This is a genomic window from Pseudomonas oleovorans subsp. oleovorans (genome assembly GCF_002197815.1).
In the GTDB taxonomy this organism is placed as follows: domain Bacteria; phylum Pseudomonadota; class Gammaproteobacteria; order Pseudomonadales; family Pseudomonadaceae; genus Aquipseudomonas; species Aquipseudomonas oleovorans.
Window position 1 is genome coordinate 20,402 of the sequence record NZ_NIUB01000004.1, and the last position, 23,196, is coordinate 43,597.

The window sequence follows — 23,196 nt, forward strand, 5'->3', positions numbered from 1 at the left end:
CGAATCCTTGGGTCAGTCGGCAGGCTTAGCGGCGCTTGGCCATGGCTTCGATGAAGCGGTCGAACAATGGAGCCACATCGTGCGGGCCGGGGCTGGCCTCCGGGTGACCCTGGAAGCTGAAAGCGTCCTTGTCGGTACGCTCGATGCCCTGCAGGGTGCCATCGAACAGCGACTTGTGAATCGGCCGCACATTGCTCGGCAGGCTGTTCTCGTCCACGGCGAAACCGTGGTTCTGGCTGGTGATCATCACCACGCCCGTGTCGAGATCCTGTACCGGGTGGTTGGCACCGTGGTGGCCATGACCCATTTTCAGGGTCTTGGCGCCGGAGGCCAGGGCCAGCAGTTGGTGGCCGAGACAGATGCCGAATACCGGAATATCGGTTTCCAGGACTTCCTTGATCGCCTGGATCGCGTAGTCGCACGGCTCGGGATCGCCAGGACCGTTGGAGAGGAACACGCCATCAGGATTGAGCGCCAGCACGTCACTGGCCGGAGTCTGTGCCGGTACCACGGTCAGGCGGCAGCCACGGGCAACCAGCATACGCAGAATGTTCAGCTTGACGCCGTAGTCATAGGCAACCACGTGGTATGGCAGCTCGGCAGCAGCGACTTCCGGGTGGCTGTCGTTTTCCAGATTCCACACGCTGGAGCGCCATTCGTATGGCTTGTCGCAGGTGACTTCCTTGGCCAGATCCATGCCCTTGAGGCCGGGGAAGCTGCGCGCCAGTTCCAGGGCCTTTTCTTCGGTGGCGTCGTCACCCACCAGAATGCAGCCATTCTGCGAGCCTTTCTCACGCAGGATGCGGGTCAGGCGACGGGTATCGATACCGGCGATGGCGACGGTGCCATTTTCCTTCAGGTACTCATCGAGCGGTTGCTTGTCGCGCCAGTTGCTGGAAATCAGCGGCAGGTCGCGAATGATCAGACCAGCGGCCCAGACGCGGTTGGACTCGGCATCTTCCGGCGTGGTGCCGGTGTTGCCGATGTGCGGGTAAGTCAGGGTAACGATCTGCTGGGCATAGGATGGATCGGTAAGGATTTCCTGATAGCCGGTCATGGCGGTGTTGAACACCACCTCTCCGATCGTCTGGCCATCGGCCCCGATGGAATCGCCGCGAAAAATGCTGCCGTCAGCAAGGGCCAAAATGGCAGGTTTGGGGGCTGGCTTAGTCAAGAAGACCTCCGTCTCGATCAAGGCTTGAAGCAAACGCAGGTTGTAAAAAAGCGGGATGACGTGTGAAGGTCATCCCGCTTTTTTATTTGAGCCATTCTGCGTAACTTTTAGTGGACACACTAAAACAGGAAGCCTACAGGAAAACCCTCGAAATCGAAAGGCGCAAAGACCAAAAAGGCTTTCACTCCCACCATGGTTTTCCCAGCTCAGGGTTGACAGCTACAAGATGCCGGGAAACCATTGGTACCTCCTGCAGGTTTCGTATGAGAAACCCCACATGAGTACCAAGCTCAGCATCGAAGAAGCGGCGCGCCAGCTTCAGATAAGCCCGCAGCGCACCCGAACGCTCTGCAGAACCCAAAAGGTCGACGCAGAGCGAGTCGGCAAGACCTGGATAATCGACCCGCAAAGCGTGACCCAATACGGATTGAAAACAGCACACATGATTGCAGAGGATCATCCTGCCTATCACGCGCCCAAGCGCGACAAGAACGCCCCCATCGCCCTGAGCTTCTTTTCCGGCGCCATGGGGCTTGATCTGGGCATGGAAAAGGCCGGTTTCGATATCCGCCTGGCCTGCGAGCTCGACAAATACTGTCGCCAGACCATTGCCCTGAATCGCCCCAATACGGCGCTGTTAGGCGACATCAATACCTGCACGGCCGAGCAGGTGATCGAGGCTGCCGGCGTTTCTCGTGAAGAAATCGACGTCATTATCGGTGGCCCTCCCTGCCAAGCGTTCAGCACCGCAGGAAAGCGCAAAGCGTTTAATGACGAGCGCGGCAATGCTTTCTTGAAGTTTATCGACCTGGCCCTGGAGATCAGGCCACCCTACATCGTGATCGAGAACGTGCGCGGCCTGCTGTCTTGCCCGATGGATCACCGCCCGCATGATCAACGCGGCCCGGACTTCCCGGATCTTTCCCTAGACGAGATGAAAGGCGGCGCACTCAACTTCGTGCTGAGCAAATTGAGCAACGCCGGCTACGCCAGCTCGTTCAACCTTTACAACTCGGCCAACTTCGGCACGCCCCAGATTCGTGAGCGCGTCATCATCATCTGCTCACGAGATGGCAAACCTGCGCCCTTCCTGACACCGACCCACAGCGAGGACGGTGCTCAAGGGCTACCGGCCTGGCGCACTGTCCGCCAGGCACTGGAGGGACTGAACAACCACAACCACCTGAACTTCCCGGAAAAGCGCCTGCGCTTCTATCGCCTACTCAAGGCCGGGCAGAACTGGCGCAACCTGCCCGAGGATCAGCAGCGTGAGGCACTGGGCAAATCCTACTTCGCCGGAGGCGGCAAGACCGGCTTCCTGCGTCGCCTGGCCTGGGACAAACCATCACCCACCCTGGTAACGCACCCCGCCATGCCAGCCACCGACCTGGCACACCCGGAAGCGGATCGTCCGCTGTCGATCGAGGAATACAAACGCATCCAGGAGTTTCCGGATGACTGGCAACTGGCCGGACCACTGATCCAGCAATACAAACAGGTCGGCAATGCCGTTCCGATCAGCCTGGGACATGCCGTTGGCAAACTGTTGCGGGATCTGCTGACAGGCAAGGCAAAAGAGGCACCACGCAATTTCCGCTTCTCGCGCTACCAGGCCACCTGCCATGAAGAATGGCGCAAGGCCTTCGAGCAGCAACGACGCAAGGCGCAACTGGAGCTGGCGATCAGCTGATGATTCAGGCCTCGGAATTGAAACGCAGCAGGCGCGTCCAGTCGATGGAGCCCTGCTCGTCACAGAATTCGAGGGTGAATTCACGGGTGAACTTGTTGATCATCTGCCCGTAGCTTTCAGCGAACTCGTCGTTGCGTTCGCGCGCCTTGAAGCCCAGCGGCTCGATCAGCTCCACGTAGAGCTGGTCGTCCCCCGAGATGAATGACCAGAAGCGCTGACCGCAGTATTTGTAGTAGCTGCCCTTGTCCGGGTTGTTGTCGCGGCCATAGCAGCAGCCATTGACAGCGACGACCTGCAAACCGGAATTACCCGTGCGCAAGGTGCGCTGCGCGGTCAGGAAATTGGTTTTCATCTGACCGATCTGCGAACTGTTGCCCCAGTTCGGGCCGGACTTGATGGCCACGATGTAGCGCCGTCCGTCGCGATCGAACTCAAGATCGACGCCGGTAATACCGGACTTCCAGCCACCGTAGACCTGGCCATTGATGAAAATGGCCAGTCCCTCCAGCCAGTCACCGAACAGCGTCTCCTCGTTGGAGGAAATGTGCGCATCGACGATGCCGCGAATGATCTGCTCCGCGGTCAGCACGTGCTTGGCCCTGTACATGTAGGGGTTCTTGCGCTTGAGCACGTCCTTGAGTTTCAGGCGCTCCAGACTGGCGATGCGCTTCTCGTGGAAGGCACCAATGTTCAGTTCGACGTAGCGGGCCACGTCATCCAGATTCAAAGGCGTCATCAGTTACCCCAGAACATCCATGCACGAGCGGGAGGCAAGCTCCCGCCTCCCTTTGCCCTATTTCAGGCCCAGCACATCCTGCATGTCGTACAGGGCAGCCTCACGCCCCTGTAACCACAGCGCCGAACGCACCGCCCCCTTGGCAAAGGTCATGCGGCTGGAGGCCTTGTGCGTGATTTCCACACGCTCGCCGTCGGCGGCGAACAGCACGGTGTGATCGCCCACCACATCGCCGGCACGTACGGTGGCAAAACCGATGGTTTCACGCTCACGCGCGCCGGTCTGACCTTCACGACCGTACACGGCAACCTTGTGCAGATCACGCCCCAGTGCATCGGCCACCACTTCACCCATGCGCAGCGCAGTGCCGGACGGCGCATCGACCTTGTGCCGGTGATGGGCTTCGATGATCTCGATATCCACGTCGTCGCCCAGCACACGGGCGGCGGTATCCAGCAGCTTCAGGCACAGGTTGACGCCCACGCTGTAGTTGGCAGCAAAGACAATGGGAATCTGCTTGGCAGCCTCAACCAGCAGCTGTTTTTCCTCAGGAGAGAAGCCGGTGGTACCGATGACCATGGCCTTACCTGCCTGACGGCAGACTTCCAGGTTCTTCAGGGTTACCGAGGGGTGGGTGAAGTCGATCAGCACGTCGAAATCGGCAACCACCGACGCCAGATCGCCAACCAGCTTCACGCCGATCTTGCCCAGACCGGCCAGCTCACCGGCGTCGGCGCCGATCAGGCTGCTGTCGGGACGATCGATGGCGGCCTTGAGCGCGGCGCCCTCGGTCTGCTGTACGGCTTCGATCAGAATCTTGCCCATGCGCCCGGCGGCGCCCATTACTGCGATACGTTGCATAGCAATTCAGCTCCAAGCTGACGCATCGAGGCGCGGACGAGATCCGCGCCCGATACGCTGTTTTATACGTCGCCGAAGAAGCGCTTTACGCCCTCGAACCAGCCGCTGACCTTGGGCGAGTGGGAATCGTCACCCTGCAGCGACTTGCGAAACTCTTCGAGCAACTCGCGCTGACGCTTGTTCAGGTTGACCGGCGTTTCCACCACGACCCGACACATCAGGTCGCCAGCCGCGCCACCACGAACAGGGGCCACGCCTTTGCCGCGCAAGCGGAACAGCTTGCCGGTCTGCGTGCCCTCGGGGATCTTCAGCTTGACCCGACCATCGAGGGTCGGCACTTCCAGTTCGCCACCCAGGGCAGCATCAGCGAAGCTGATCGGCACTTCACAATACAGATGCTTACCATCACGCTGGAAGATCGCATGCTCACGGACGTTGACCACCACGTAGAGATCACCGGCCGGACCGCCATGCGCACCAGCCTCACCTTCGCCGGACAGGCGAATGCGATCACCGGTATCGACACCTGGCGGCACCTTGACCGACAGCGTCTTGCTCTCTTCCACGCGCCCCTGACCGTGACAGCTGCCGCAAGGGTCGGTGATCATCTTGCCGCTGCCATGGCAGCGCGGGCAGGTCTGCTGTACCGAGAAGAAGCCCTGCTGCATGCGCACCTGACCGATACCACCGCAAGCTGTGCAAGTGACCGGGCTGGCGCCCTTCTTGGCACCGCTGCCATCACAGGTCTTGCAACCGACCAGGGTCGGAACACGGATGGTCACGGTCGTGCCACGCACCGCTTCTTCCAGATCCAACTCCAGGGTATAGCGCAGGTCACTGCCACGCTGAGCGCCACCGCGCGAGCCGCCGCGAGCACCGCCGAAGAAGTCGCTGAAGACATCGCCGAAGATGTCGGAGAAGTTGGCACCACCGAAACCGGCACCGCCGCCACCGCCCATCTGCGGGTCGACCCCGGCGTGGCCGTACTGGTCGTAGGCTGAACGCTTGCTGGCGTCGGAAAGCACTTCGTAGGCCTCGTTGGCCTCCTTGAATTTCTCTTCGGCGTCTTTATCGTCCGGGTTGCGGTCCGGGTGATATTTCATCGCCAGGCGCCGATAGGCCTTCTTCAGCTCGGCTTCACTAGCGCCGCGCTCGACCCCCAGGATCTCGTAATAATCACGTTTTGCCATAGTTGTGCTGCACTCTCAGATTCGTGAGCTCCAGATACGCCGACGCGGGAGAAGACTCCCGCGCGGCGAAACCTGCCCGTCGCGAGCGACGGTGGAGCGTAAAGAAGAGGCGGCCCGCCGAGCAGACCGCATCCCTTACTTGTTCTCCTTGACCTCTTCAAACTCAGCGTCGACCACGTCGTCACCCGCATCCTTGGCATCGCCGGCGTCAGCCTGCGCGGCACCACCTTGCGGCTGCTCGGCGTACATCTTCTGCGCCAGTGACGTGGTGGCTTCAGACAGTGCGTTCATCTTGGCTTCGATGGCCGCCTTGTCGTCGCCCTTCACGGCGACTTCCAGCTCGCCGATGGCCTTCTCGATGGCCGCCTTCTCGTCGGCAGTGGCCTTGTCACCCGCCTCGGTGAGCATCTTGCGGGTGGCATGCACCAGCTGATCACCCTGGTTACGGGCAGTGACCAGCTCTTCGAACTTGCGGTCCTCCTCGGCGTTGGCCTCGGCGTCACGCACCATACGCTCAATCTCTTCCTCGGACAGACCCGAGTTGGCCTTGATCACGATGGACTGCTGCTTGCCAGTGGCCTTGTCCTTGGCGGACACATGCAGGATACCGTTGGCATCGATGTCGAAGGTCACTTCGATCTGCGGCACGCCACGCGGAGCCGGCGGAATCTCGGCCAGATCGAACTTGCCCAGCGACTTGTTCTGCGCAGCCTGCTTACGCTCACCCTGCAGCACGTGAATGGTCACGGCGCTCTGGTTGTCGTCAGCGGTGGAGAACACCTGCGACTTCTTGGTCGGGATGGTGGTGTTCTTCTCGATCAGCGGCGTCATCACGCCACCCATGGTTTCGATACCCAAGGTCAGCGGGGAAACGTCCAGCAGCAGCACGTCCTTGACGTCACCAGCCAGAACCGCGCCCTGAATGGCTGCGCCCATGGCCACGGCTTCGTCCGGGTTGACGTCCTTGCGCGGCTCCTTGCCGAAGAACTCGGCAACAGTCTTCTGTACCAGCGGCATACGGGTCTGACCGCCGACCAGGATCACGTCGTCGATCTTGCCGACATCGATACCGGCGTCTTTCAGTGCAGTGCGGCACGGCTCGATGGTGCGCTGCACCAGATCCTCGACCAGCGATTCGAGCTTGGAACGGGAAATCTTCACGTTCAGGTGCTTAGGACCGGTGGCATCTGCAGTGATGTACGGCAGGTTGACGTCGGTCTGCTGGCTCGAGGACAGCTCGATCTTGGCCTTCTCGGCAGCTTCCTTCAGACGCTGCATGGCCAGCGGGTCGCCCTTGAGGTTCATGCCGCTTTCTTTCTTGAATTCGTCGACGAGGTAGTCGATCAGACGAATATCGAAGTCTTCACCGCCGAGGAAGGTGTCACCGTTGGTGGCCAACACTTCGAACTGGTGCTCACCATCGACTTCGGCGATCTCGATAACGGAAACGTCGAAGGTACCACCACCCAGGTCATAGACGATCACGGTGCGGTCGCCCTTGGCCTTGTCCATGCCATAAGCCAGCGCAGCCGCGGTCGGCTCGTTGATGATGCGCTTGACGTCCAGACCGGCGATACGACCAGCATCCTTGGTGGCCTGACGCTGGCTGTCGTTGAAATAGGCCGGAACGGTGATGACCGCTTCAGTGACTGGCTCGCCCAGGTATTCCTCGGCAGTTTTCTTCATCTTCTTGAGAATTTCAGCCGAGATTTGCGGCGGCGCCATCTTCTGGCCGTTCACTTCAACCCAGGCGTCACCGTTGTCAGCCTTGACGATCTTGTACGGCACCATCTGAATGTCTTTCTGCACGACTTCTTCGTCGAAACGACGACCGATCAGACGCTTCACCGCATACAGGGTGTTGTGCGGGTTGGTCACGGCCTGACGCTTGGCCGACTGCCCCACGAGGATTTCACCGTCGTTGGCGTAAGCGATGATGGACGGCGTGGTACGAGCGCCTTCGGCGTTCTCGATTACCTTGACGTTGCCATTTTCCAAAATAGAGACACAGGAGTTGGTGGTCCCCAGGTCGATACCGATAATTTTGCCCATGAATGTTCTCCCGATACTTTGATTTTTCCGTCGCCTCGTTTCTCAGGCGCCGGCAGAACTAAAACGCTTGACTTAAAAATGGGGTCGTTACTACTGATTTCAAGCCTGCTCGTCGATACTCGGCGGCGGCGTGGTTGTTGCCTTGCTGACCACGACCATCGCCGGGCGCAGCAGGCGACCGTTGAGCAGATAGCCTTTCTGGAATACCTTGAGCACCGAGTTCGGCTCGGCGTGGATGCTCTCTTCCATGGCCATGGCCTGGTGATGCTCCGGGTTGAACGGCGCACCATGCGGGTCAATGGCTTCCAGGTTGTAGCGAGCCAGGGTGTCGTGGAACAGCTTGAGGGTCAGCTGCATGCCCTCACGCACGGCCTTGATCGACACATCGTCAGGGCTCGACAGCTCCAGGCCGCGCTCCAGACTGTCGATTACCGGCAGCAGATCGCCGGCGAACTTTTCCAGCGCAAATTTGTGTGCCTTTTCTACATCCTGCTCCGCGCGACGACGTACGTTTTGCAGGTCGGCAGCCATGCGCAGCGACTGATCCTGTGCAGCGGCCAGTTGCTCTTCCAGCGTTTGCACGCGAGCAGCCAGGTCGTCAGCAGGCGCCACAGCTTCTGCTGCCTGCGCCTCGAAATTCTGCGTATCCAAGGTCTGTTCGTCAGCCATGCCTTTCTCCTCTCGAAAAAACTGGCGCGATACCGACTCGCGCTCCTGCCGCCTATATGGAGTCAATTCCACAGCTTTCAAGGGGCAATAGGGAGGATTGCCAGAGAAAGAAAAAACACTGTATAAATAACCAGACATAAATTCGGGAGCGTTCGCCATGCTGGTGCACCTGTCCATTCACAACTACGCCATCGTCGACCACCTGGATCTCGAGCTGGATACCGGCATGAGCGCCATCAGCGGCGAGACCGGCGCGGGCAAATCAATCATGCTCGACGCCCTCGGCTTGTGCCTGGGTGATCGTGCCGACAGCGGCGTGGTACGCCCAGGCGCAGACAAGGCTGACATTCTCGCCAGCTTCGACCTGGCGGACATTCCCGAAGCCCGCACCTGGCTCGCCGAACGGGATCTGGACAACGACGGCCCGTGCATCCTGCGCCGGGTAATCACCGCCGAAGGGCGCTCGCGCGGCTATATCAACGGCAGCCCCTGCCCACAGGCCGACCTCAAGGCCCTTGGCGAGCTGATCATCGATATCCATAGCCAGCACGAGCATCAGTCTCTGCTCAAGACCGACACCCATCGCCGCCTGCTCGATGAATACGCCGGCAGCCAGGACCTCGCGCGCCAGGTACAACTCGCCGCGCAACGCTGGAAGCAGACACGTAACGAACTGGAGCGTATCTCCAGCCAGGGTGACGAACAGCGCGCCCGCCACCAGTTGCTCAGCTATCAACTGGAAGAGCTGGAAAATCTGGCGCTGGGCGACAACGAACTGGAACAGCTGGAACAGGAGCACAAGGCGCTGAGCAATGCTGAAGCGCTGCTCGCGGCCTGTCGCCAGGTACTCGATCTGTGCAGCGAGAGCGATGCCGGCAACGTGCTGTCCGCGCTGACCGCCAGCCTCAACCGCTTGGGCGCCTTTGGTGGCCAGGGCAGTGCCTTGAACGAAGCCAGCAACCTGCTGGCCAGTGCGCAGATCCAGGTCGAAGAAGCAGTCGGCGAGCTGAATCGTTTCCTCGATCACTTCGACGCCGACCCAGAGCGTCAGCAGTTTCTCGAAGAGCGCCTGGACACCATTTATACCCTGGCACGCAAGCATCGCACCCAACCCACCGAGCTGGCCGCCTTGCAGCAACAGTTGTTCGAGGAGCTTGAAGGCCTCAATGCCGACGACCAGGCCAGTGAGCGCCTGGCTGAAGAGCTGGCCGCCTATGAGCGCCACTACCGGGAGAAAGCAGCCGAGCTCAGCACTCTGCGCAGCAATGCTGCCGAGCGCCTGGCCGCAGCCGTAGAGCAGGAAATGCAGGCACTGGGCATGCCCGGCGGTCGCTTCAATATTCAACTCCAAGCCATGAGCAGCGAAGAACCACACGCAAGCGGCCTGGAGACAGTGGAATTTCTGGTCAGCGCCAACCCTGGTCAGCCGCTACGCGGCCTGGCCAAGGTGGCATCTGGCGGTGAACTGTCACGCATCAGCCTGGCGATTCAGGTGATCACCGCACAGACCTCGCGCGTACCGACCCTGGTATTCGACGAAGTGGACGTCGGTATCGGCGGCCCAACCGCCGAAGTGGTCGGCCAGCTGTTACGCCGCCTCGGCGAACGCGGGCAAGTGCTGTGCGTCACCCACTTGCCGCAAGTCGCAGCACAGGGCCACCAGCACCTGTTCGTGCACAAGCGGCGCGGTGAAGATGCCACGTCTACCGTCGTGAGCAAGCTGGACGAGAGCGGCCGCGTCGAGGAAATAGCCCGCATGCTCGGTGGCGTCGACCTGACCGAGGAATCCCTGGCTCACGCGCGCAAGATGGTCACCAGCGCTCAGGCTGCCTGAAGCGACGTAGCCTGGATGCAATCCGGGAGCACCAAATCACCCGGATTGCATCCAGGCCACGACAAAGCAAAAAGGCGACCCGAGGGTTAATGCTGATCAGATAAGTTAGTCACCACCCCCTCCTACTTGCAGTAGAGGGGGCGCTTTTCGTAGGAGCCAGCTTGCTGGCGATGCTTTTTATGGCGGATCGCCGGCAAGCCGGCTCCTACAAAGATCGAGTGCAACGGCTTAACTGACTGGCATTAACCCGAGGGTCGCCTTTCTGATTGCCGCGGAAGGATCAGCTCTTCTTGCGTACGTAAAGCACCAGATTGTGGTCGACCAGCTCGAAACCGTGTTCCTTGACGATCTCCTTCTGACGCTTCTCGATCTCGGCGTCGAAGAACTCGATCACTTCACCAGAATCGACGCAGACCATATGGTCGTGATGGCCGCTGTCAGCCAGCTCGAATACGGCATGGCCGCCATCGAAGTTGTGACGCACCACCAGGCCGGCCGCTTCGAACTGGGTCAGCACGCGGTACACGGTGGCCAGGCCAACGTCCTCACCCGCCTCCATCAGAGCCTTGTAGACGTCCTCCGCACTCATGTGGCGGTGCTCGGCGTTGTCGAGCATTTGCAGGATTTTGACTCGTGGCAGAGTCACCTTCAGTCCAGCTTTGCGCAGTTCGTTATTTTCAACCATGGTCTGCTTTCTCATGGATGCTGCTTCGCAGCACCCTTCAATACGGGTATGATCCGGGGTTCAAGTTGCCCAAGATAGTGGAAGTCACCCTCCGATGCAAAAAACCAAGCTCTTGCTGACCAGCCTGTCGCTGACCGGGCTCTTCGCACTCGCCGGTTGTTCATTCCCCGGGGTTTACAAGATCGACATTCAACAGGGCAATGTCGTGACACAGGACATGATAGACCAGCTTCGCCCGGGAATGACCCGACGCCAAGTGCGGTTTATCATGGGTAACCCGTTGATCACCGACACCTTCCATGCCAATCGCTGGGATTATCTATACAGCATCCAGCCTGGCGGCGGTCAGCGCCTGCAGGAACGCGTCAGCCTGGTATTCGACGACAGCGACCAACTGGTTGGCCTGGCCGGCGACTTCATGCCCGGCGTCAGCCGTGACCAGGCAATCATGGGCCAGACTAGTGACACCAGCAGCGCTCAGCCGCAAGGCCAACCGCAGAATGAAACGCCGCCCGCCCCCGGCTCGCTGCTGGAGCAGATTCAGCGCGAAGTGGACCAGGTCGAGACCGTCCCGGTCCCTACGCCCGAGCCGCTGGACACCGATCCGCAGTAACACATGCACACAAAAAAGCCCGGAGCGAATCCGGGCTTTTTCATATCTGCCGCCTAACGAGCTAACGGGTTAGCTCGACTCCTCGCCTTCTTCCCTGGCCTTGGCTTTGGCCGCACGCTGCTTGCGCACCTCCTTCGGGTCGGCGATCAGCGGTCGATAGATCTCGACGCGCTCACCCTCCTCCAGCACCCGCTCTTCCGGCTTGCCTACCGCTTTGCCAAAAATGCCCAGCGGCGCCTGGCTCAGATCCAGCTCCGGAAAGAACTGTTGCATACCAGAACGCAATGCAGCCTCACGCACCGTGGTGCCCAGCGGTACCGACAGGCGCAACAGCTTCTGCCGCTCGGCAAGGGCATAAACCACTTCGACGGCGATACTCGGCTTATCCATACAGTTGCTTGGCTCGCTGGCAGAAGGCATCGACCATGGTATTGGCCGCCTGATTGAACAGCGGGCCCAGCGTGGCACGTACCAGTGGCCCAGCATAGTCGAAGGTCAGGTCCAGGCTGATCTTGCAAGCCTTGTCGCCCAGCGCCTTGAACTCCCAGACGCCATGGAGACTGGTAAAAGGCCCTTCCTGCAGGTTCATCTCGATACGCTGCCCAGGCAGCAGCACGTTACGCGTGACGAAGCGCTGGCCGATGCTGCCCTTGGCCACCTCGAGGCTGGCCAGCATATGCGTTTCGCTGACTTCCAAAACCTCGCTGGCCCGGCACCAGGGCAGAAACTGCGGATAGCTGGCGACATCATTGACGAGGTCAAACAGCGCTTGTGCCGGATAAGGCAGCAAGGCCGAGCGTTGAATACGGGTCGTCATAACGGTTACTTCCACAACTCAACGGCGAACACCACGAGGATGCCTGCCGGCGCTATATAGCGCATCAGGAAAAAAGCCAGGGAGAACAGGCGCGGATTGCGCATGGCCAGCTCATCACGCACGGCCTCACGCCCCATTACCCAGCCGGCAAAGATGACAAAACACAGACAGCCAAGTGGAAGCATCAGACGCGATGTCAGAAAGTCGATCACACCAAAGAAGTCCAGGCCACCAGCGGCTCCCCACTGATAGAGATGGAAACCTTCCGGGCCGCTGACGAAGAATTTCGCCTCTTTCCAGATATTGAAGGAAAACACCGTACCCAGGCCAACGAACCAGCACAGGAACGCCAGAGCACTGGTGATCGCCAGGCGACTGCGGCGAGTCCGCTCGACCAGGTAGGCCACCATCGGCTCAAGCATGGAGATCGCCGATGTCCAGGCTGCCAGCAGCACAAGCACGAAGAACACCACCCCCATCAACTGTCCGAGGGTCACGTTACCAAAGGCCAAAGGCAAGGTAACGAACATCAACCCTGGCCCCTCGCCGGGATCGAGTCCTGCGGAAAACACGATAGGAAACAGCGCCAGCCCGGCGAGCAGAGAGACCAGCGTGTCCATCAGCGCGACGATCATCACCGTGCCGCCAATCGAGACCTGCTTGGGCATGTAGGCGCCGTACACCATAATCGATCCAACACCCACGCTCAGTGAAAAGAATGCGTGCCCCATGGCGGGTAGCAAGCCATCGGCCAGCCGCTCAGGCTCGAAGGAGAACATGAAGCGCAGGCCTTCCATGAAGTATCCGCTGGTCAGTGCATAGCCCAGTAGAACCAACAGCAACAGGAACAGCAGAGGCATCAGGATGCGCAGGCAACGTTCCAGGCCGGCGATTACACCGCTGGCGATGACCCAGGCCGACAGTGCCAGGAAGATGCTGTGCCAGAGAATCATGCGCCAGGGATCACTGATAAGGGCGGCAAACAGGGAGCCGACCTCATCGGCCGTCACCCCCTGAAAGTCGCCACGCCCCATGCCCAGTATGTAGTCCAGCGACCAACCACCCACCACGCTGTAGAAGGACAGGATCAACAGCGCCGTAACCATGCCGGCAAAGGCCGCCCATGACCAGCGTGGAGAACGCCCTGCGGCGCTGGCCAGTTGGAGCAAGGCATTGGCCGGGCTTTGTCGGGCACGCCGTCCGATCAGCGTTTCGGCCAGCATGACGGGTACGCCGACCAACACGATGAATACCAGGAACATCAACACGAAGGCACCACCACCGTAGATGCCGGTCATGTACGGGAACTTCCAGATGCTGCCCAGGCCGACTGCCGAGCCAATCGCAGCCATGATGAATACCCAGCGACTGCTCCAGCCCCCGTGAATTGAAACTTTGTCGCTCGCCATTGCGGCCAAGACCCATATCTGTGGGAAAAAAGATCGCGCATTGTCGAAGATTCGCAGCATGGGCTCAAGTTTGGCTCGGTAAAGCCCCCATGGCGCAGGCGCGGACGACTCCTTATAATGCGCGTCCTATGGCTAAGCAAAAGAAACATCCCCAAGGCACCATCGCGCTGAACAAGAAGGCGCTGCATGACTATTTCATCGAACACAAGTTCGAGGCCGGCCTGGTGCTGTCCGGCTGGGAAGTGAAAAGTCTGCGGGCCGGCAAGGCACAGCTGGTCGACAGCTACGTGCTGCTCAAGGACGGCGAGGCCTGGTTGATGGGCTGCCACATCACGCCACTGAAAACCGCCAGTACCCATGTCATCGCTGACCCGACCCGCACGCGCAAGCTGCTGCTGAACAAGCGCGAGCTGGAGAAGCTGTTCGGCTCCGTACAGCAGAAGGGCTACACCGCCGTAGCGCTGTCGCTGTACTGGAAGCAGCATCTGATCAAGTGCGAGATAGCCTTGGCCAAGGGCAAGAAGGACTTCGACAAGCGCCACACCGAGAAGGAACGTGACGCCGACCGCGAGGTTCAACGCGCGATGCGCAGCAAGGGCAAGGACGACTAAAAGCGGCGACAGGCTGCAAGTCCAAGCAATGCAAAATGCAACAGGCGTAGGGCGGACTCAGGAACCCAAGCGAATAGTCCGCCATGCCAGACCTGGCATCACAACATTCCGTTGAGGCTCAACAGCGTATTGCTTCGCCAACGGACCGCCCCCCGACACGCCCGGCTCCAGTACAGCCTGTAGCACCTACGACCCCAGCCGGCGCTGCGCACGCGCCACGCGCTGAGCTTCCTGCTGCACTTCCGAAAGGACTTCCTGCACATAGTCGATGTGCTGATTGGAGAGCTCGCGGGCGTCTTCCGCGCGACCTTCGATGATCGCCTGGTACAGCGCGCGGTGCTGCCCGATCAGCATATCGCGGGTCTCTTCGCGCTGGGCATACATCCCACCGATGTTGGTTACCACGTTGCGCTTGAGCAGGTCGAACAAACCCCGAATAGTGTGCAGCAGAACGGCGTTGTGGCTGGCCTCGGCAATCGCCAGGTGAAAACGCGCATCGGCCGCCCCCTCCTCGGCGCGAGTCACCTTACCGACTCGCGCGTAGCAATCCTGCAAGGCTTCGAACGCTTCGGCGAGGCGCTGGCGATCGATATCAGTAGCTCGCCTGGCTGCGTAGTAGGCGCAGGAGCCTTCCAGCGTGTGACGAAATTCCAGCAGATCGCGCTGGGCGTCTTCCTTGTGCTCCAGCAGCTGCAACAGCGGGTCGCTGAAGGTCGAGCCGAGTGATTCGGCGACATAGTTACCGCCGCCCTGGCGACTGACCAGCAGCCCCTTGGCCACCAGTTTCTGGATCGCCTCACGCAGGGACGGGCGAGATACACCGAACTGCTCAGCCAGCGCACGCTCTGCAGGCAGCCTCTCACCGACACGCAAGGTGCCCTCGAGAATCATGGTTTCCAGTTGCGCGACGATGTCATCAGAGAGACGACGCTGCCGCACCTGACCTACTTCCATTACCCACATCTCCATTGGTTTGACCAAGCCGATGACCTCACAGGGCAAGCCTATAGCGCCCCCTTCGCTGAACAAGCAAGCACTCTACGACCAAAGTCTTAGCCTCTCGATTTGACAGCCTATTGAGCAACTTTTAACCTGAGCCCGCCATCTTGTAAATTGGTATTACCAATTTAACCAGCAAGAACAACAACCCCTCGAGGTCACGCCATGACAGCCCAACACGCTGCCAGCCAGTTCGATAACGCCTCATCCCTGTCGCGCCAGACGCGCGCTCGTGTGGAGTAAGCCCTGATGTCCAACGGAATTCTCGCCCTGCTGGCGTTCTCGCCGATCCTGCTTGCTGCAATCTTGTTGATCGGTCTGCGCTGGCCGGCCAAACACGCCATGCCGCTGGTCTACCTGGTCACTGCCGCTGTCGGCCTGTTCGCCTGGGACATGACCCTCAACCGCGTGCTCGCCTCCACCCTGCAAGGCCTACTGATCACACTGGGGCTGTTGTGGATCATCTTTGGCGCGATTCTGCTGCTGAACACCCTCAAGCACTCCGGCGGTATCACCGCCATTCGTGCCGGCTTCACCACCATCAGCCCTGACCGCCGCATCCAGGCGATCATCATTGCCTGGTTGTTCGGCTGCTTCATCGAGGGTGCCTCGGGCTTCGGTACACCAGCCGCCATCGCCGCGCCGTTGCTGGTGGCGATCGGTTTTCCGGCAATGGCCGCCGTTTTGCTGGGCATGCTGGTGCAAAGCACACCGGTATCCTTCGGCGCCGTCGGTACGCCGATCATCGTTGGCATCAACACCGGCCTGGATACCGCCAGCATTGGCGCACAACTGGTCGAACAGGGTTCGTCCTGGGGGCAATTCCTGCAGCTGATCACCAGCCAGGTAGCGATCATTCATGCCACCGTTGGCGTGGTCATGCCACTGATCATGGTCATGATGCTGACACGCTTCTTCGGTCAGGAAAAAAGCTGGAAAGCAGGTCTGGAAGTGCTGCCATTTGCCATCTTCAGTGGCCTGGCTTTCGTACTGCCCTACGCGGCTACCGGTATTTTCCTTGGGCCGGAATTTCCGTCGTTGCTGGGCGGCCTGATCGGTCTGGCCATCGTCACCAGCGCCGCACGTTTTGGTTTCCTGGTGCCGAAGAAGACCTGGGACTTCGCGCCGGCGGACAAATGGCCAAGCGAGTGGCTGGGCAGTGTCGAGATGAAACTGGACGAGCTGACCGCCAAACCCATGAGTGCGCTGCGTGCCTGGCTGCCCTACGTAATGGTCGGCGCCCTGCTGGTGATCAGCCGCGTATTCCCGGAAGTGGGTAATGCACTGAAAGCCGTGGTGGTGAACTTCCCCGACCTGCTCGGCGAGGCCGGCGTCAGTGCCAATTTCCAGCCGCTGTACCTGCCGGGGGGCATTCTGGTCGCCGTGGTGCTGGCCACCTTCTTCCTGCATGGCATGAAAGCACGTGACCTGGGCAAGGCCGTGAAGGAATCGTCCAGCGTGCTGCTCAGCGCCGGCTTCGTGCTGCTGTTCACCGTGCCGATGGTACGCATCCTGATCAACTCCGGCGTCAATGGCGCCGAGCTGGCCAGCATGCCCATCCTCATGGCTGGCTGGGTAGCCGAGAGTGTTGGTGGCATCTACCCGCTGCTGGCGCCAAGTATCGGCGCACTGGGCGCCTTCATCGCCGGCTCCAATACCGTCAGCAACATGATGTTCAGCCAGTTCCAGTTCGGTGTAGCCAGCAGCCTGGGTATTTCCAGCGCACTGATCGTCTCTGTCCAGGCCATCGGCGCCGCTGCCGGCAACATGGTGGCGATTCACAACGTGGTTGCTGCCTCGGCAACCGTCGGTCTGCTCGGGCGCGAAGGCAGCACCCTGCGCAAGACCATCTGGCCAATGCTGTACTACGTGCTGTTCACCGGCATCATCGCGATGATCGCGATCTACGTGCTGGGTGTGACTGACCCACTGATGCACTGAACCTCGTCACACGAAAGCGCCCCGACCATGTCGGGGCATTTTCCGTCAGGCTACGCTTTCTCTTTTTAGTAACAGGATGAGCCCATGATCATTTCTGCCTCCACCGACTACCGCGCCGCGGCCCAGCGCAAGCTGCCGCCCTTCCTGTTCCATTACATCGACGGCGGCGCCTACGCCGAGCACACCCTGCGCCGTAACGTTGCCGACCTGTCGGACATCGCACTGCGCCAGCGGGTGCTGAAGAACATGTCCGACCTGAGCCTGTCCACCGAGCTGTTCGGCGAACAGCTGTCCATGCCTGTTGCCCTGGCTCCGGTCGGCCTGACCGGCATGTATGCCCGTCGCGGTGAAGTGCAGGCGGCCAAGGCCGCAGCAGCCAAAGGTATTCCCTTTACGCTGTCCACCGTTTCGGTGTGCCCGATCGAGGAAGTCGCGCCGGCCATCGACCGGCCCATGTGGTTCCAGCTCTACGTGCTGAAGGATCGCGGCTTCATGAAGAATGCCCTGGAGCGCGCCAAGGCGGCCGGTTGCTCGACCCTGGTGTTCACCGTCGATATGCCCGTACCCGGTGCGCGCTATCGCGATGCCCACTCCGGCATGAGCGGCCCGAACGCGCCGTTTCGACGCATGTTGCAGGCCATGACCCATCCGCAGTGGGCCTGGGATGTCGGCCTGCTGGGTAAGCCGCACGACCTGGGCAACATCTCAGCTTATCGCGGCAACCCCACCGGCCTGGCCGACTACATCGGCTGGCTGGGCGCCAACTTCGACCCGTCGATTTCCTGGAAGGATCTGGAATGGATTCGCGACTTCTGGGACGGCCCGATGGTGATCAAAGGCATCCTCGACCCTGAAGATGCCCGCGACGCGGTGACCTTCGGCGCCGACGGCATCATCGTTTCCAACCACGGCGGACGTCAGCTCGACGGCGTGCTGTCCAGCGCCCGGGCGCTGCCGGCCATCGCCGACGCGGTCAAGGGCGAGCTGAAAATCCTCGCCGACTCTGGCATCCGTACCGGTCTCGATGTGGTACGCATGCTGGCCCTGGGTGCCGACACCGTGCTGCTCGGCCGCGCCTTCATCTACGCCCTGGCAGCAGCCGGTGGCGCCGGTGTGAGCAACCTTCTCGATCTGATCGAGAAGGAAATGCGCGTGGCCATGGTGCTGACCGGCGCCAAGTCCATCGCCGAAATCACTCCGGATCTACTGGTAAAGGAGCGTTGAGCCAATGACTGCTGCCGCCTCCATCACCCGTGACGCCCTGCTGGCGCAGATGCGCCAGATCGTCGGCAGCAGCCACGTGCTGACCGACGAACAAGCCACACGGCGTTTCCGCAAGGGCCACCGTACGGGTGAAGGCAACGTGCTGGCGGTGGTGCGCCCAGGCTCCTTGCTGGAGCAGTGGCGCATCCTGCAGGCGGCAGTAGCGGCCGACCGCATCGTCATCATGCAAGCGGCCAACACCGGCCTGACCGGCGGCTCGACTCCCGATGGCGACGACTACGACCGCGAGATCGTGTTGATCAACACCCTGCGCATCACCGGCGTACAGTTGATCAACGGTGGCGAGCAGGTGGTGTGCCTGCCCGGCGCCACCCTGGATCGCCTGGAACAGGCATTGGCGCCGCTGAATCGCGAACCGCACTCGGTGATCGGCTCGTCCTGCATCGGCGCCTCGGTACTCGGCGGCATCTGCAACAACTCCGGCGGCGCCCTGGTGCGCCGTGGCCCGGCCTATACCGAGCTGGCGCTGTATGCACAGGTTAAAGATGACGGTTCGCTGGAACTGGTCAACCACCTGGGGATCGAGCTGGGCAACGATCCGGAGGAAATCCTCACCCGCCTGCAGAGCGGCGACTACACACCGCAGCAGGTGCGCAACGAAGAGACGGCAAAGGCCTCCGACGCGCGCTACGGCGAGCACGTGCGCGACGTCGATGCCGACACTCCGGCGCGCTTCAACGCCGACCCATCGCGCCTGTTCGAGGCCTCCGGTTCGGCCGGCAAACTGTGCCTGTTCGCGGTGCGCCTGGACACCTTCCCGAAAGAGCCGAGCACGGTGTTTTATATCGGCAGCAACGACCCGCACGATCTGACCGAAGTTCGCCGCCACCTGCTGGCCAGGCTGCCGCGCCTGCCAATTGCCGGGGAATACATCCACCGCACCGCCTTCGACATCGGCGAGAAATACGGCAAGGACACCTTCCTGGTGATCGACAAGTTCGGTACGTCCAAGGTGCCGGCTGCCTTCGCCATGAAGAGCCGGGTCGACGGCTTCTTCGAACGTTTCGGCCTGCGTGGCGTGACCGACAAGGTCATCCAGGCCCTGATGAACCTACTGCCCAGCCACCTGCCGCCACGCATGCGCGAGTACCGTGACCGTTTTGAGCATCACCTGCTGGTGCGTGTATCCAACGACACGTTGGAACAGACCCGCAGCTTCCTCAACGAGTACTTCGCCAACAGCACCAGCGGCGCCTATTTCGAATGCGATGCCGATGAGGGACGCAAGGCCTTCCTCCATCGCTTCGCCGTGGCCGGTGCCGCGATCCGCTACCGCGAGTCGCACCGCAGCAGCGTCGAAGACATCCTCGCCCTGGACATCGCCCTACGCCGCAACGACCGCGACTGGGTCGAGACGCTCCCGGCCGAGATGGAAGAGCGGATCATCCACAAGCTGTACTACGGGCATTTCTTCTGCCATGTGTTCCACCAGGACTATATCGTCAAGAAAGGTAATGACCCGCTCGCCATGGAACATGCCATGTGGAAGCTGCTGGACGAACGCCGCGCCGAGTATCCGGCCGAGCACAACGTTGGCCATCTCTACGTGGCCAAGCCGGCATTGGCCGGCTTCTACCGCGAACTCGACCCGACCAACACCTTCAACCCCGGCATCGGCCACACCTCGAAGAAGAAGCATTGGGGTGGTTGTTGCTAAGAGGTTGACGCTTTACGTAGGAGCGGCTTCAGCCGCGAACCTCGCGGCTGACGCTCCTACGGATTAGGTGTAGGGCGGCCTCACGAGCGTAGCGAGTAGCCCGCCGGGCCATGCCAGGCCTGGCAGCACAACGACCGGCGTACTGCTTCGCGACGACTGCATGGATGCAGGAGGTAGAGCGACGCAGGAAGCCAAAGCCGAGTACGCCCTACGGGTTCTCCCCTTTTCCCTACGGCTACAAAAGCAAAGGCCCGCCAAATTGGCGGGCCTTTGTGCTTACGCGGCAATCGATCAGGCGAAGACGATCTCCTCGCCGTCCACCTTGGCATGCACCGTCGCGCCCGGGGCGAAATCGCCGGCGAGTATCTGCTGTGCCAGCGGGTTCTCGATCCAGCGCTGGATCGCACGCTTGAGTGGACGCGCGCCGTACACAGGGTCGTAACCGACAGCGATCAGCTTGTCGAGCGCCTCCGGCGTCAGCTCCAGGCTCAGCTCACGCTCGGCCAGACGACTACGCAGGCGCTGCAGCTGAATCTCGGCAATACCGGCGATCTGCTCGCGGCCCAACGGTTCGAACACCACCACCTCGTCGATACGGTTGATGAATTCCGGACGGAAGTGGCTGCCCACCGCATCCATCACCGCGGCGCGCTGCGCTTCCTTGTCGCCCACCAACTCCTGGATCTGCGCCGAGCCGAGGTTGGAGGTCATCACAATCACGGTGTTCTTGAAGTCGACGGTGCGCCCGTGGCTGTCGGTCAGGCGGCCGTCTTCAAGCACCTGCAACAGCACGTTGAACACGTCCGGGTGGGCCTTCTCCACCTCGTCCATCAGCACCACCGAATACGGCTTGCGACGCACCGCCTCGGTCAGGTAACCGCCTTCCTCGTAACCTACGTAGCCGGGCGGTGCACCGATCAGGCGAGCGACGCTGTGCTTCTCCATGAACTCGGACATGTCGATGCGAACCAGCGCCTCTTCGGTGTCGAAGAGGAACTCGGCCAGCGCCTTGCACAGCTCGGTCTTGCCCACCCCGGTCGGGCCGAGGAAGAGGAACGAGCCGCTCGGCCGGTTGGGGTCGGCCAGGCCGGCGCGCGAGCGGCGCACCGCGTTGGCCACCGCGACCACTGCCTCGTGCTGGCCAATGACGCGCTGGTGCAGCAGGTCTTCCATTTTCAGCAGTTTCTCGCGCTCGCCTTCGAGCATCTTGCTCACCGGGATGCCCGTCCACTTGGAAACGACTTCGGCGATTTCCTCATCGGTAACCTTGTTGCGTAGCAGCTGGTTCTCAGCCTTGCCGTGCGCATCGACCATCTGCAGACTACGCTCCAGATCCGGAATGATGCCGTACTGCAGCTCGGCCATGCGATTGAGATCGCCCTTGCGGCGCGCGGCTTCCAGTTCGGTCTTGGCCTGCTCGATCTTCTGCTGAATCTGCGCCGAGCCCTGCACCTCGGCCTTCTCCGACTTCCAGATTTCCTCCAGGTCGGCGTATTCCTTCTCCAGTTTGGCGATGTCGTCCTCGAGTTTCTCCAGGCGCTTCCTGGTGGCCTCGTCGTCTTCCTTCTTCAGCGCCTCGCGCTCGATCTTCAGCTGGATCAGGCGGCGGTCAAGGCGGTCCAGCTCCTCGGGCTTGGAGTCGATCTCCATGCGGATGCGGCTGGCGGCTTCATCGATCAGGTCGATGGCCTTGTCCGGCAATTGGCGGTCGGTGATGTAGCGATGGCTGAGCTTGGCCGCGGCGATGATCGCGCCATCGGTGATGGTCACACCGTGGTGCACCTCGTAGCGCTCCTTCAGGCCACGCAGGATGGCGATGGTGTCCTCCTCGCTCGGCTCGTCCACCAGCACCTTCTGGAAGCGTCGCTCCAGCGCAGCGTCCTTCTCAATGTACTGACGGTATTCGTCCAGGGTGGTGGCACCAACGCAATGCAGCTCGCCGCGCGCCAGCGCCGGCTTGAGCATGTTGCCGGCATCCATGGCGCCCTCGGCCTTGCCGGCGCCGACCATGGTGTGCAGCTCGTCGATGAACAGGATCACCCGCCCTTCCTGCTTGCCCAGCTCGTTGAGGACGGCTTTCAGGCGCTCCTCAAACTCGCCGCGGAACTTGGCGCCGGCAATCAGCGCGCCCATGTCCAGCGCCAGCAGGCGCTTATCCTTGAGGCCATCGGGCACCTCGCCATTGACGATGCGCTGGGCCAGGCCCTCGACGATGGCGGTCTTGCCCACGCCGGGCTCGCCAATCAGCACCGGGTTGTTCTTGGTGCGCCGCTGCAGCACCTGAATGGTGCGACGAATCTCGTCGTCACGGCCGATCACCGGATCAAGCTTGCCCTCTTCGGCACGCTTGGTCAGGTCGACGGTGTACTTGTCCAGCGCCTGGCGCGACTCTTCGGCGTTGGGGTCGTTGACCGCCTGGCCGCCGCGCAGGTTGGCGATGGCATTTTCCAGGGCCTTCTTCGACACGCCCTGGCCGAGCAGCAGCTTGCCCAGCCTGGTGTTCTCGTCCATGGCGGCGAGCAGCACCAGCTCGCTGGAAATGAACTGGTCGCCGCGTTGCTGTGACAGGCGGTCGGCCTGGTTGAGCAGACGCGCCAGATCATGCGACAGGTTGATATCGCCGGTGGGGTTCTGCAGCTTGCCGAGCTGATCCAGCTCGCGGGTCAAACCTTGGCGCAGGCTATTGATGTCGAAGCCGACCTGCATCAGCAGCGGCTTGATCGACCCACCCTGCTGTTCGAGCAGCGCCTGCATCAGGTGCAGCGGCTCGATGGCGGCATGATCCATGCCCACCGCTAGGGATTGGGCATCAGAGAGTGCAAGTTGCAGCTTGCTGGTCAAACGATCGATACGCATATATGTCCTTCCTCCAGAATGGCGGGCCGGGACTACATCCCCGAAAAAAGAAACTCGCTGAGATGCAGACTAGATAAGGACGATTACGCCGTATTCAAGAGACAACGAGTTGACCCAG

General features: G+C 61.1%; 19 protein-coding genes. 7 read left to right on the plus strand and 12 right to left on the minus strand.

All coding sequences use genetic code 11. The annotated features are described in order from the left end of the window. Window positions 1-25: 25 nt before the first annotated feature. On the minus strand, window positions 26-1,174 hold the full coding sequence (gene carA, locus PSOLE_RS02965) for a glutamine-hydrolyzing carbamoyl-phosphate synthase small subunit (RefSeq protein ID WP_074860145.1): 1,149 nt from the start codon (window positions 1,172-1,174) through the stop codon (window positions 26-28). A 277-nt stretch (window positions 1,175-1,451) separates the two neighbouring features. Here carA and PSOLE_RS02970 point away from each other — a divergent pair, with 277 nt between their 5' ends. Beyond that, on the plus strand, window positions 1,452-2,864 hold the full coding sequence (locus tag PSOLE_RS02970) for a DNA cytosine methyltransferase (protein ID WP_074860144.1): 1,413 nt from the start codon (window positions 1,452-1,454) through the stop codon (window positions 2,862-2,864). A 4-nt stretch (window positions 2,865-2,868) separates the two neighbouring features. Here PSOLE_RS02970 and PSOLE_RS02975 read toward each other — a convergent pair whose 3' ends face one another. From PSOLE_RS02975 to grpE, 5 genes are all read right to left on the minus strand, one after another. After that, window positions 2,869-3,600, minus strand: coding sequence for a PmeII family type II restriction endonuclease (locus PSOLE_RS02975; RefSeq protein ID WP_004424432.1), 732 nt, complete (start codon window positions 3,598-3,600; stop codon window positions 2,869-2,871). Between the two features lie 57 nt (window positions 3,601-3,657). Next, entirely contained in the window at window positions 3,658-4,461 is an 804-nt protein-coding gene (gene dapB, locus PSOLE_RS02980) for a 4-hydroxy-tetrahydrodipicolinate reductase (protein ID WP_004424433.1), read from the minus strand. 62 nt (window positions 4,462-4,523) lie between these two features. Next, window positions 4,524-5,651: a molecular chaperone DnaJ gene (gene dnaJ / locus PSOLE_RS02985; protein WP_004424434.1), complete on the minus strand. Its 1,128-nt coding sequence runs from the start codon at window positions 5,649-5,651 to the stop codon at window positions 4,524-4,526. A 135-nt stretch (window positions 5,652-5,786) separates the two neighbouring features. After that, a complete protein-coding gene (gene dnaK / locus PSOLE_RS02990) occupies window positions 5,787-7,703 on the minus strand; it encodes a molecular chaperone DnaK (RefSeq protein ID WP_074860142.1) in 1,917 nt (638 codons plus the stop codon). Between the two features lie 99 nt (window positions 7,704-7,802). Further along, window positions 7,803-8,549 (minus strand): nucleotide exchange factor GrpE, encoded by a 747-nt coding sequence (grpE, locus tag PSOLE_RS02995; RefSeq protein WP_306811897.1) that lies wholly within the window; start codon window positions 8,547-8,549, stop codon window positions 7,803-7,805. Here grpE and recN point away from each other — a divergent pair. Continuing rightward, a complete protein-coding gene (gene recN, locus PSOLE_RS03000) occupies window positions 8,530-10,206 on the plus strand; it encodes a DNA repair protein RecN (protein WP_004424438.1) in 1,677 nt (558 codons plus the stop codon). The genes grpE and recN overlap by 20 nt on opposite strands. Window positions 10,207-10,486: 280 nt before the next feature. Here recN and fur read toward each other — a convergent pair whose 3' ends face one another. After that, complete coding sequence (gene fur, locus PSOLE_RS03005; protein WP_003240531.1) at window positions 10,487-10,891, minus strand: ferric iron uptake transcriptional regulator; 405 nt, start codon at window positions 10,889-10,891, stop codon at window positions 10,487-10,489. A 94-nt stretch (window positions 10,892-10,985) separates the two neighbouring features. Between fur and PSOLE_RS03010 the strand changes: the two genes are divergently transcribed. Beyond that, window positions 10,986-11,504 (plus strand): outer membrane protein assembly factor BamE, encoded by a 519-nt coding sequence (locus PSOLE_RS03010; RefSeq protein ID WP_004424444.1) that lies wholly within the window; start codon window positions 10,986-10,988, stop codon window positions 11,502-11,504. 69 nt (window positions 11,505-11,573) lie between these two features. On the opposite strand, the gene PSOLE_RS03015 is transcribed toward PSOLE_RS03010, so the two are convergent. Genes PSOLE_RS03015 through PSOLE_RS03025 form a run of 3 tightly spaced genes read right to left on the minus strand, consistent with a single transcriptional unit; the run spans window position 11,574 to window position 13,730 of the window. Continuing rightward, window positions 11,574-11,894: an RnfH family protein gene (locus tag PSOLE_RS03015; protein WP_074855249.1), complete on the minus strand. Its 321-nt coding sequence runs from the start codon at window positions 11,892-11,894 to the stop codon at window positions 11,574-11,576. After that, window positions 11,887-12,321, minus strand: coding sequence for a type II toxin-antitoxin system RatA family toxin (locus tag PSOLE_RS03020; RefSeq protein ID WP_074855250.1), 435 nt, complete (start codon window positions 12,319-12,321; stop codon window positions 11,887-11,889). The genes PSOLE_RS03015 and PSOLE_RS03020 overlap by 8 nt, the downstream gene beginning before the upstream one ends. A 5-nt stretch (window positions 12,322-12,326) precedes the next feature. After that, window positions 12,327-13,730, minus strand: a complete 1,404-nt coding sequence (locus PSOLE_RS03025; RefSeq protein ID WP_004424450.1) for a sodium-dependent transporter — start codon at window positions 13,728-13,730, stop codon at window positions 12,327-12,329. A gap of 128 nt (window positions 13,731-13,858) precedes the next feature. On the opposite strand from PSOLE_RS03025, the gene smpB reads away from it, so the two are divergent. Further along, the gene (smpB, locus tag PSOLE_RS03030) at window positions 13,859-14,341 is read left to right on the plus strand and encodes an SsrA-binding protein SmpB (protein ID WP_039965015.1); all 483 of its coding nucleotides are present in this window, start codon (window positions 13,859-13,861) and stop codon (window positions 14,339-14,341) included. A gap of 186 nt (window positions 14,342-14,527) precedes the next feature. On the opposite strand, the gene PSOLE_RS03035 is transcribed toward smpB, so the two are convergent. After that, window positions 14,528-15,295 (minus strand): FCD domain-containing protein, encoded by a 768-nt coding sequence (locus PSOLE_RS03035; RefSeq protein WP_004424455.1) that lies wholly within the window; start codon window positions 15,293-15,295, stop codon window positions 14,528-14,530. 294 nt (window positions 15,296-15,589) lie between these two features. On the opposite strand from PSOLE_RS03035, the gene PSOLE_RS03040 reads away from it, so the two are divergent. From PSOLE_RS03040 to dld, 3 genes are all read left to right on the plus strand, one after another. Beyond that, window positions 15,590-17,281 (plus strand): L-lactate permease, encoded by a 1,692-nt coding sequence (locus PSOLE_RS03040; protein WP_074855251.1) that lies wholly within the window; start codon window positions 15,590-15,592, stop codon window positions 17,279-17,281. Between the two features lie 84 nt (window positions 17,282-17,365). After that, window positions 17,366-18,505: an FMN-dependent L-lactate dehydrogenase LldD gene (lldD, locus tag PSOLE_RS03045; RefSeq protein ID WP_004424458.1), complete on the plus strand. Its 1,140-nt coding sequence runs from the start codon at window positions 17,366-17,368 to the stop codon at window positions 18,503-18,505. 4 nt (window positions 18,506-18,509) lie between these two features. Further along, window positions 18,510-20,222, plus strand: coding sequence for a D-lactate dehydrogenase (dld, locus tag PSOLE_RS03050; protein WP_074855252.1), 1,713 nt, complete (start codon window positions 18,510-18,512; stop codon window positions 20,220-20,222). A 291-nt stretch (window positions 20,223-20,513) separates the two neighbouring features. On the opposite strand, the gene clpB is transcribed toward dld, so the two are convergent. Then, window positions 20,514-23,078, minus strand: a complete 2,565-nt coding sequence (gene clpB / locus PSOLE_RS03055) for an ATP-dependent chaperone ClpB (RefSeq protein ID WP_074855253.1) — start codon at window positions 23,076-23,078, stop codon at window positions 20,514-20,516. Between the last annotated feature and the right edge of the window lie 118 nt (window positions 23,079-23,196).

Excerpts from the sequence above, each read along its gene's own strand:
- dnaJ (WP_004424434.1), bottom strand. The coding sequence starts at position 5,651 with ATGGCAAAACGTGATTATTACGAGATCCTGGGGGTCGAGCGCGGCGCT.
- dnaK (WP_074860142.1), bottom strand. The coding sequence starts at position 7,703 with ATGGGCAAAATTATCGGTATCGACCTGGGGACCACCAACTCCTGTGTC.
- PSOLE_RS03040 (WP_074855251.1), top strand. The coding sequence starts at position 15,590 with ATGTCCAACGGAATTCTCGCCCTGCTGGCGTTCTCGCCGATCCTGCTT.
- PSOLE_RS02970 (WP_074860144.1), top strand. The coding sequence starts at position 1,452 with ATGAGTACCAAGCTCAGCATCGAAGAAGCGGCGCGCCAGCTTCAGATA.
- recN (WP_004424438.1), top strand. The coding sequence starts at position 8,530 with ATGCTGGTGCACCTGTCCATTCACAACTACGCCATCGTCGACCACCTG.
- lldD (WP_004424458.1), top strand. The coding sequence starts at position 17,366 with ATGATCATTTCTGCCTCCACCGACTACCGCGCCGCGGCCCAGCGCAAG.
- PSOLE_RS03015 (WP_074855249.1), bottom strand. The coding sequence starts at position 11,894 with ATGGATAAGCCGAGTATCGCCGTCGAAGTGGTTTATGCCCTTGCCGAG.
- dld (WP_074855252.1), top strand. The coding sequence starts at position 18,510 with ATGACTGCTGCCGCCTCCATCACCCGTGACGCCCTGCTGGCGCAGATG.
- PSOLE_RS03020 (WP_074855250.1), bottom strand. The coding sequence starts at position 12,321 with ATGACGACCCGTATTCAACGCTCGGCCTTGCTGCCTTATCCGGCACAA.
- dapB (WP_004424433.1), bottom strand. The coding sequence starts at position 4,461 with ATGCAACGTATCGCAGTAATGGGCGCCGCCGGGCGCATGGGCAAGATT.
- smpB (WP_039965015.1), top strand. The coding sequence starts at position 13,859 with ATGGCTAAGCAAAAGAAACATCCCCAAGGCACCATCGCGCTGAACAAG.
- PSOLE_RS02975 (WP_004424432.1), bottom strand. The coding sequence starts at position 3,600 with ATGACGCCTTTGAATCTGGATGACGTGGCCCGCTACGTCGAACTGAAC.
- clpB (WP_074855253.1), bottom strand. The coding sequence starts at position 23,078 with ATGCGTATCGATCGTTTGACCAGCAAGCTGCAACTTGCACTCTCTGAT.
- PSOLE_RS03010 (WP_004424444.1), top strand. The coding sequence starts at position 10,986 with ATGCAAAAAACCAAGCTCTTGCTGACCAGCCTGTCGCTGACCGGGCTC.
- PSOLE_RS03035 (WP_004424455.1), bottom strand. The coding sequence starts at position 15,295 with ATGGAAGTAGGTCAGGTGCGGCAGCGTCGTCTCTCTGATGACATCGTC.
- grpE (WP_306811897.1), bottom strand. The coding sequence starts at position 8,549 with ATGGACAGGTGCACCAGCATGGCGAACGCTCCCGAATTTATGTCTGGT.
- fur (WP_003240531.1), bottom strand. The coding sequence starts at position 10,891 with ATGGTTGAAAATAACGAACTGCGCAAAGCTGGACTGAAGGTGACTCTG.
- PSOLE_RS03025 (WP_004424450.1), bottom strand. The coding sequence starts at position 13,730 with ATGGCGAGCGACAAAGTTTCAATTCACGGGGGCTGGAGCAGTCGCTGG.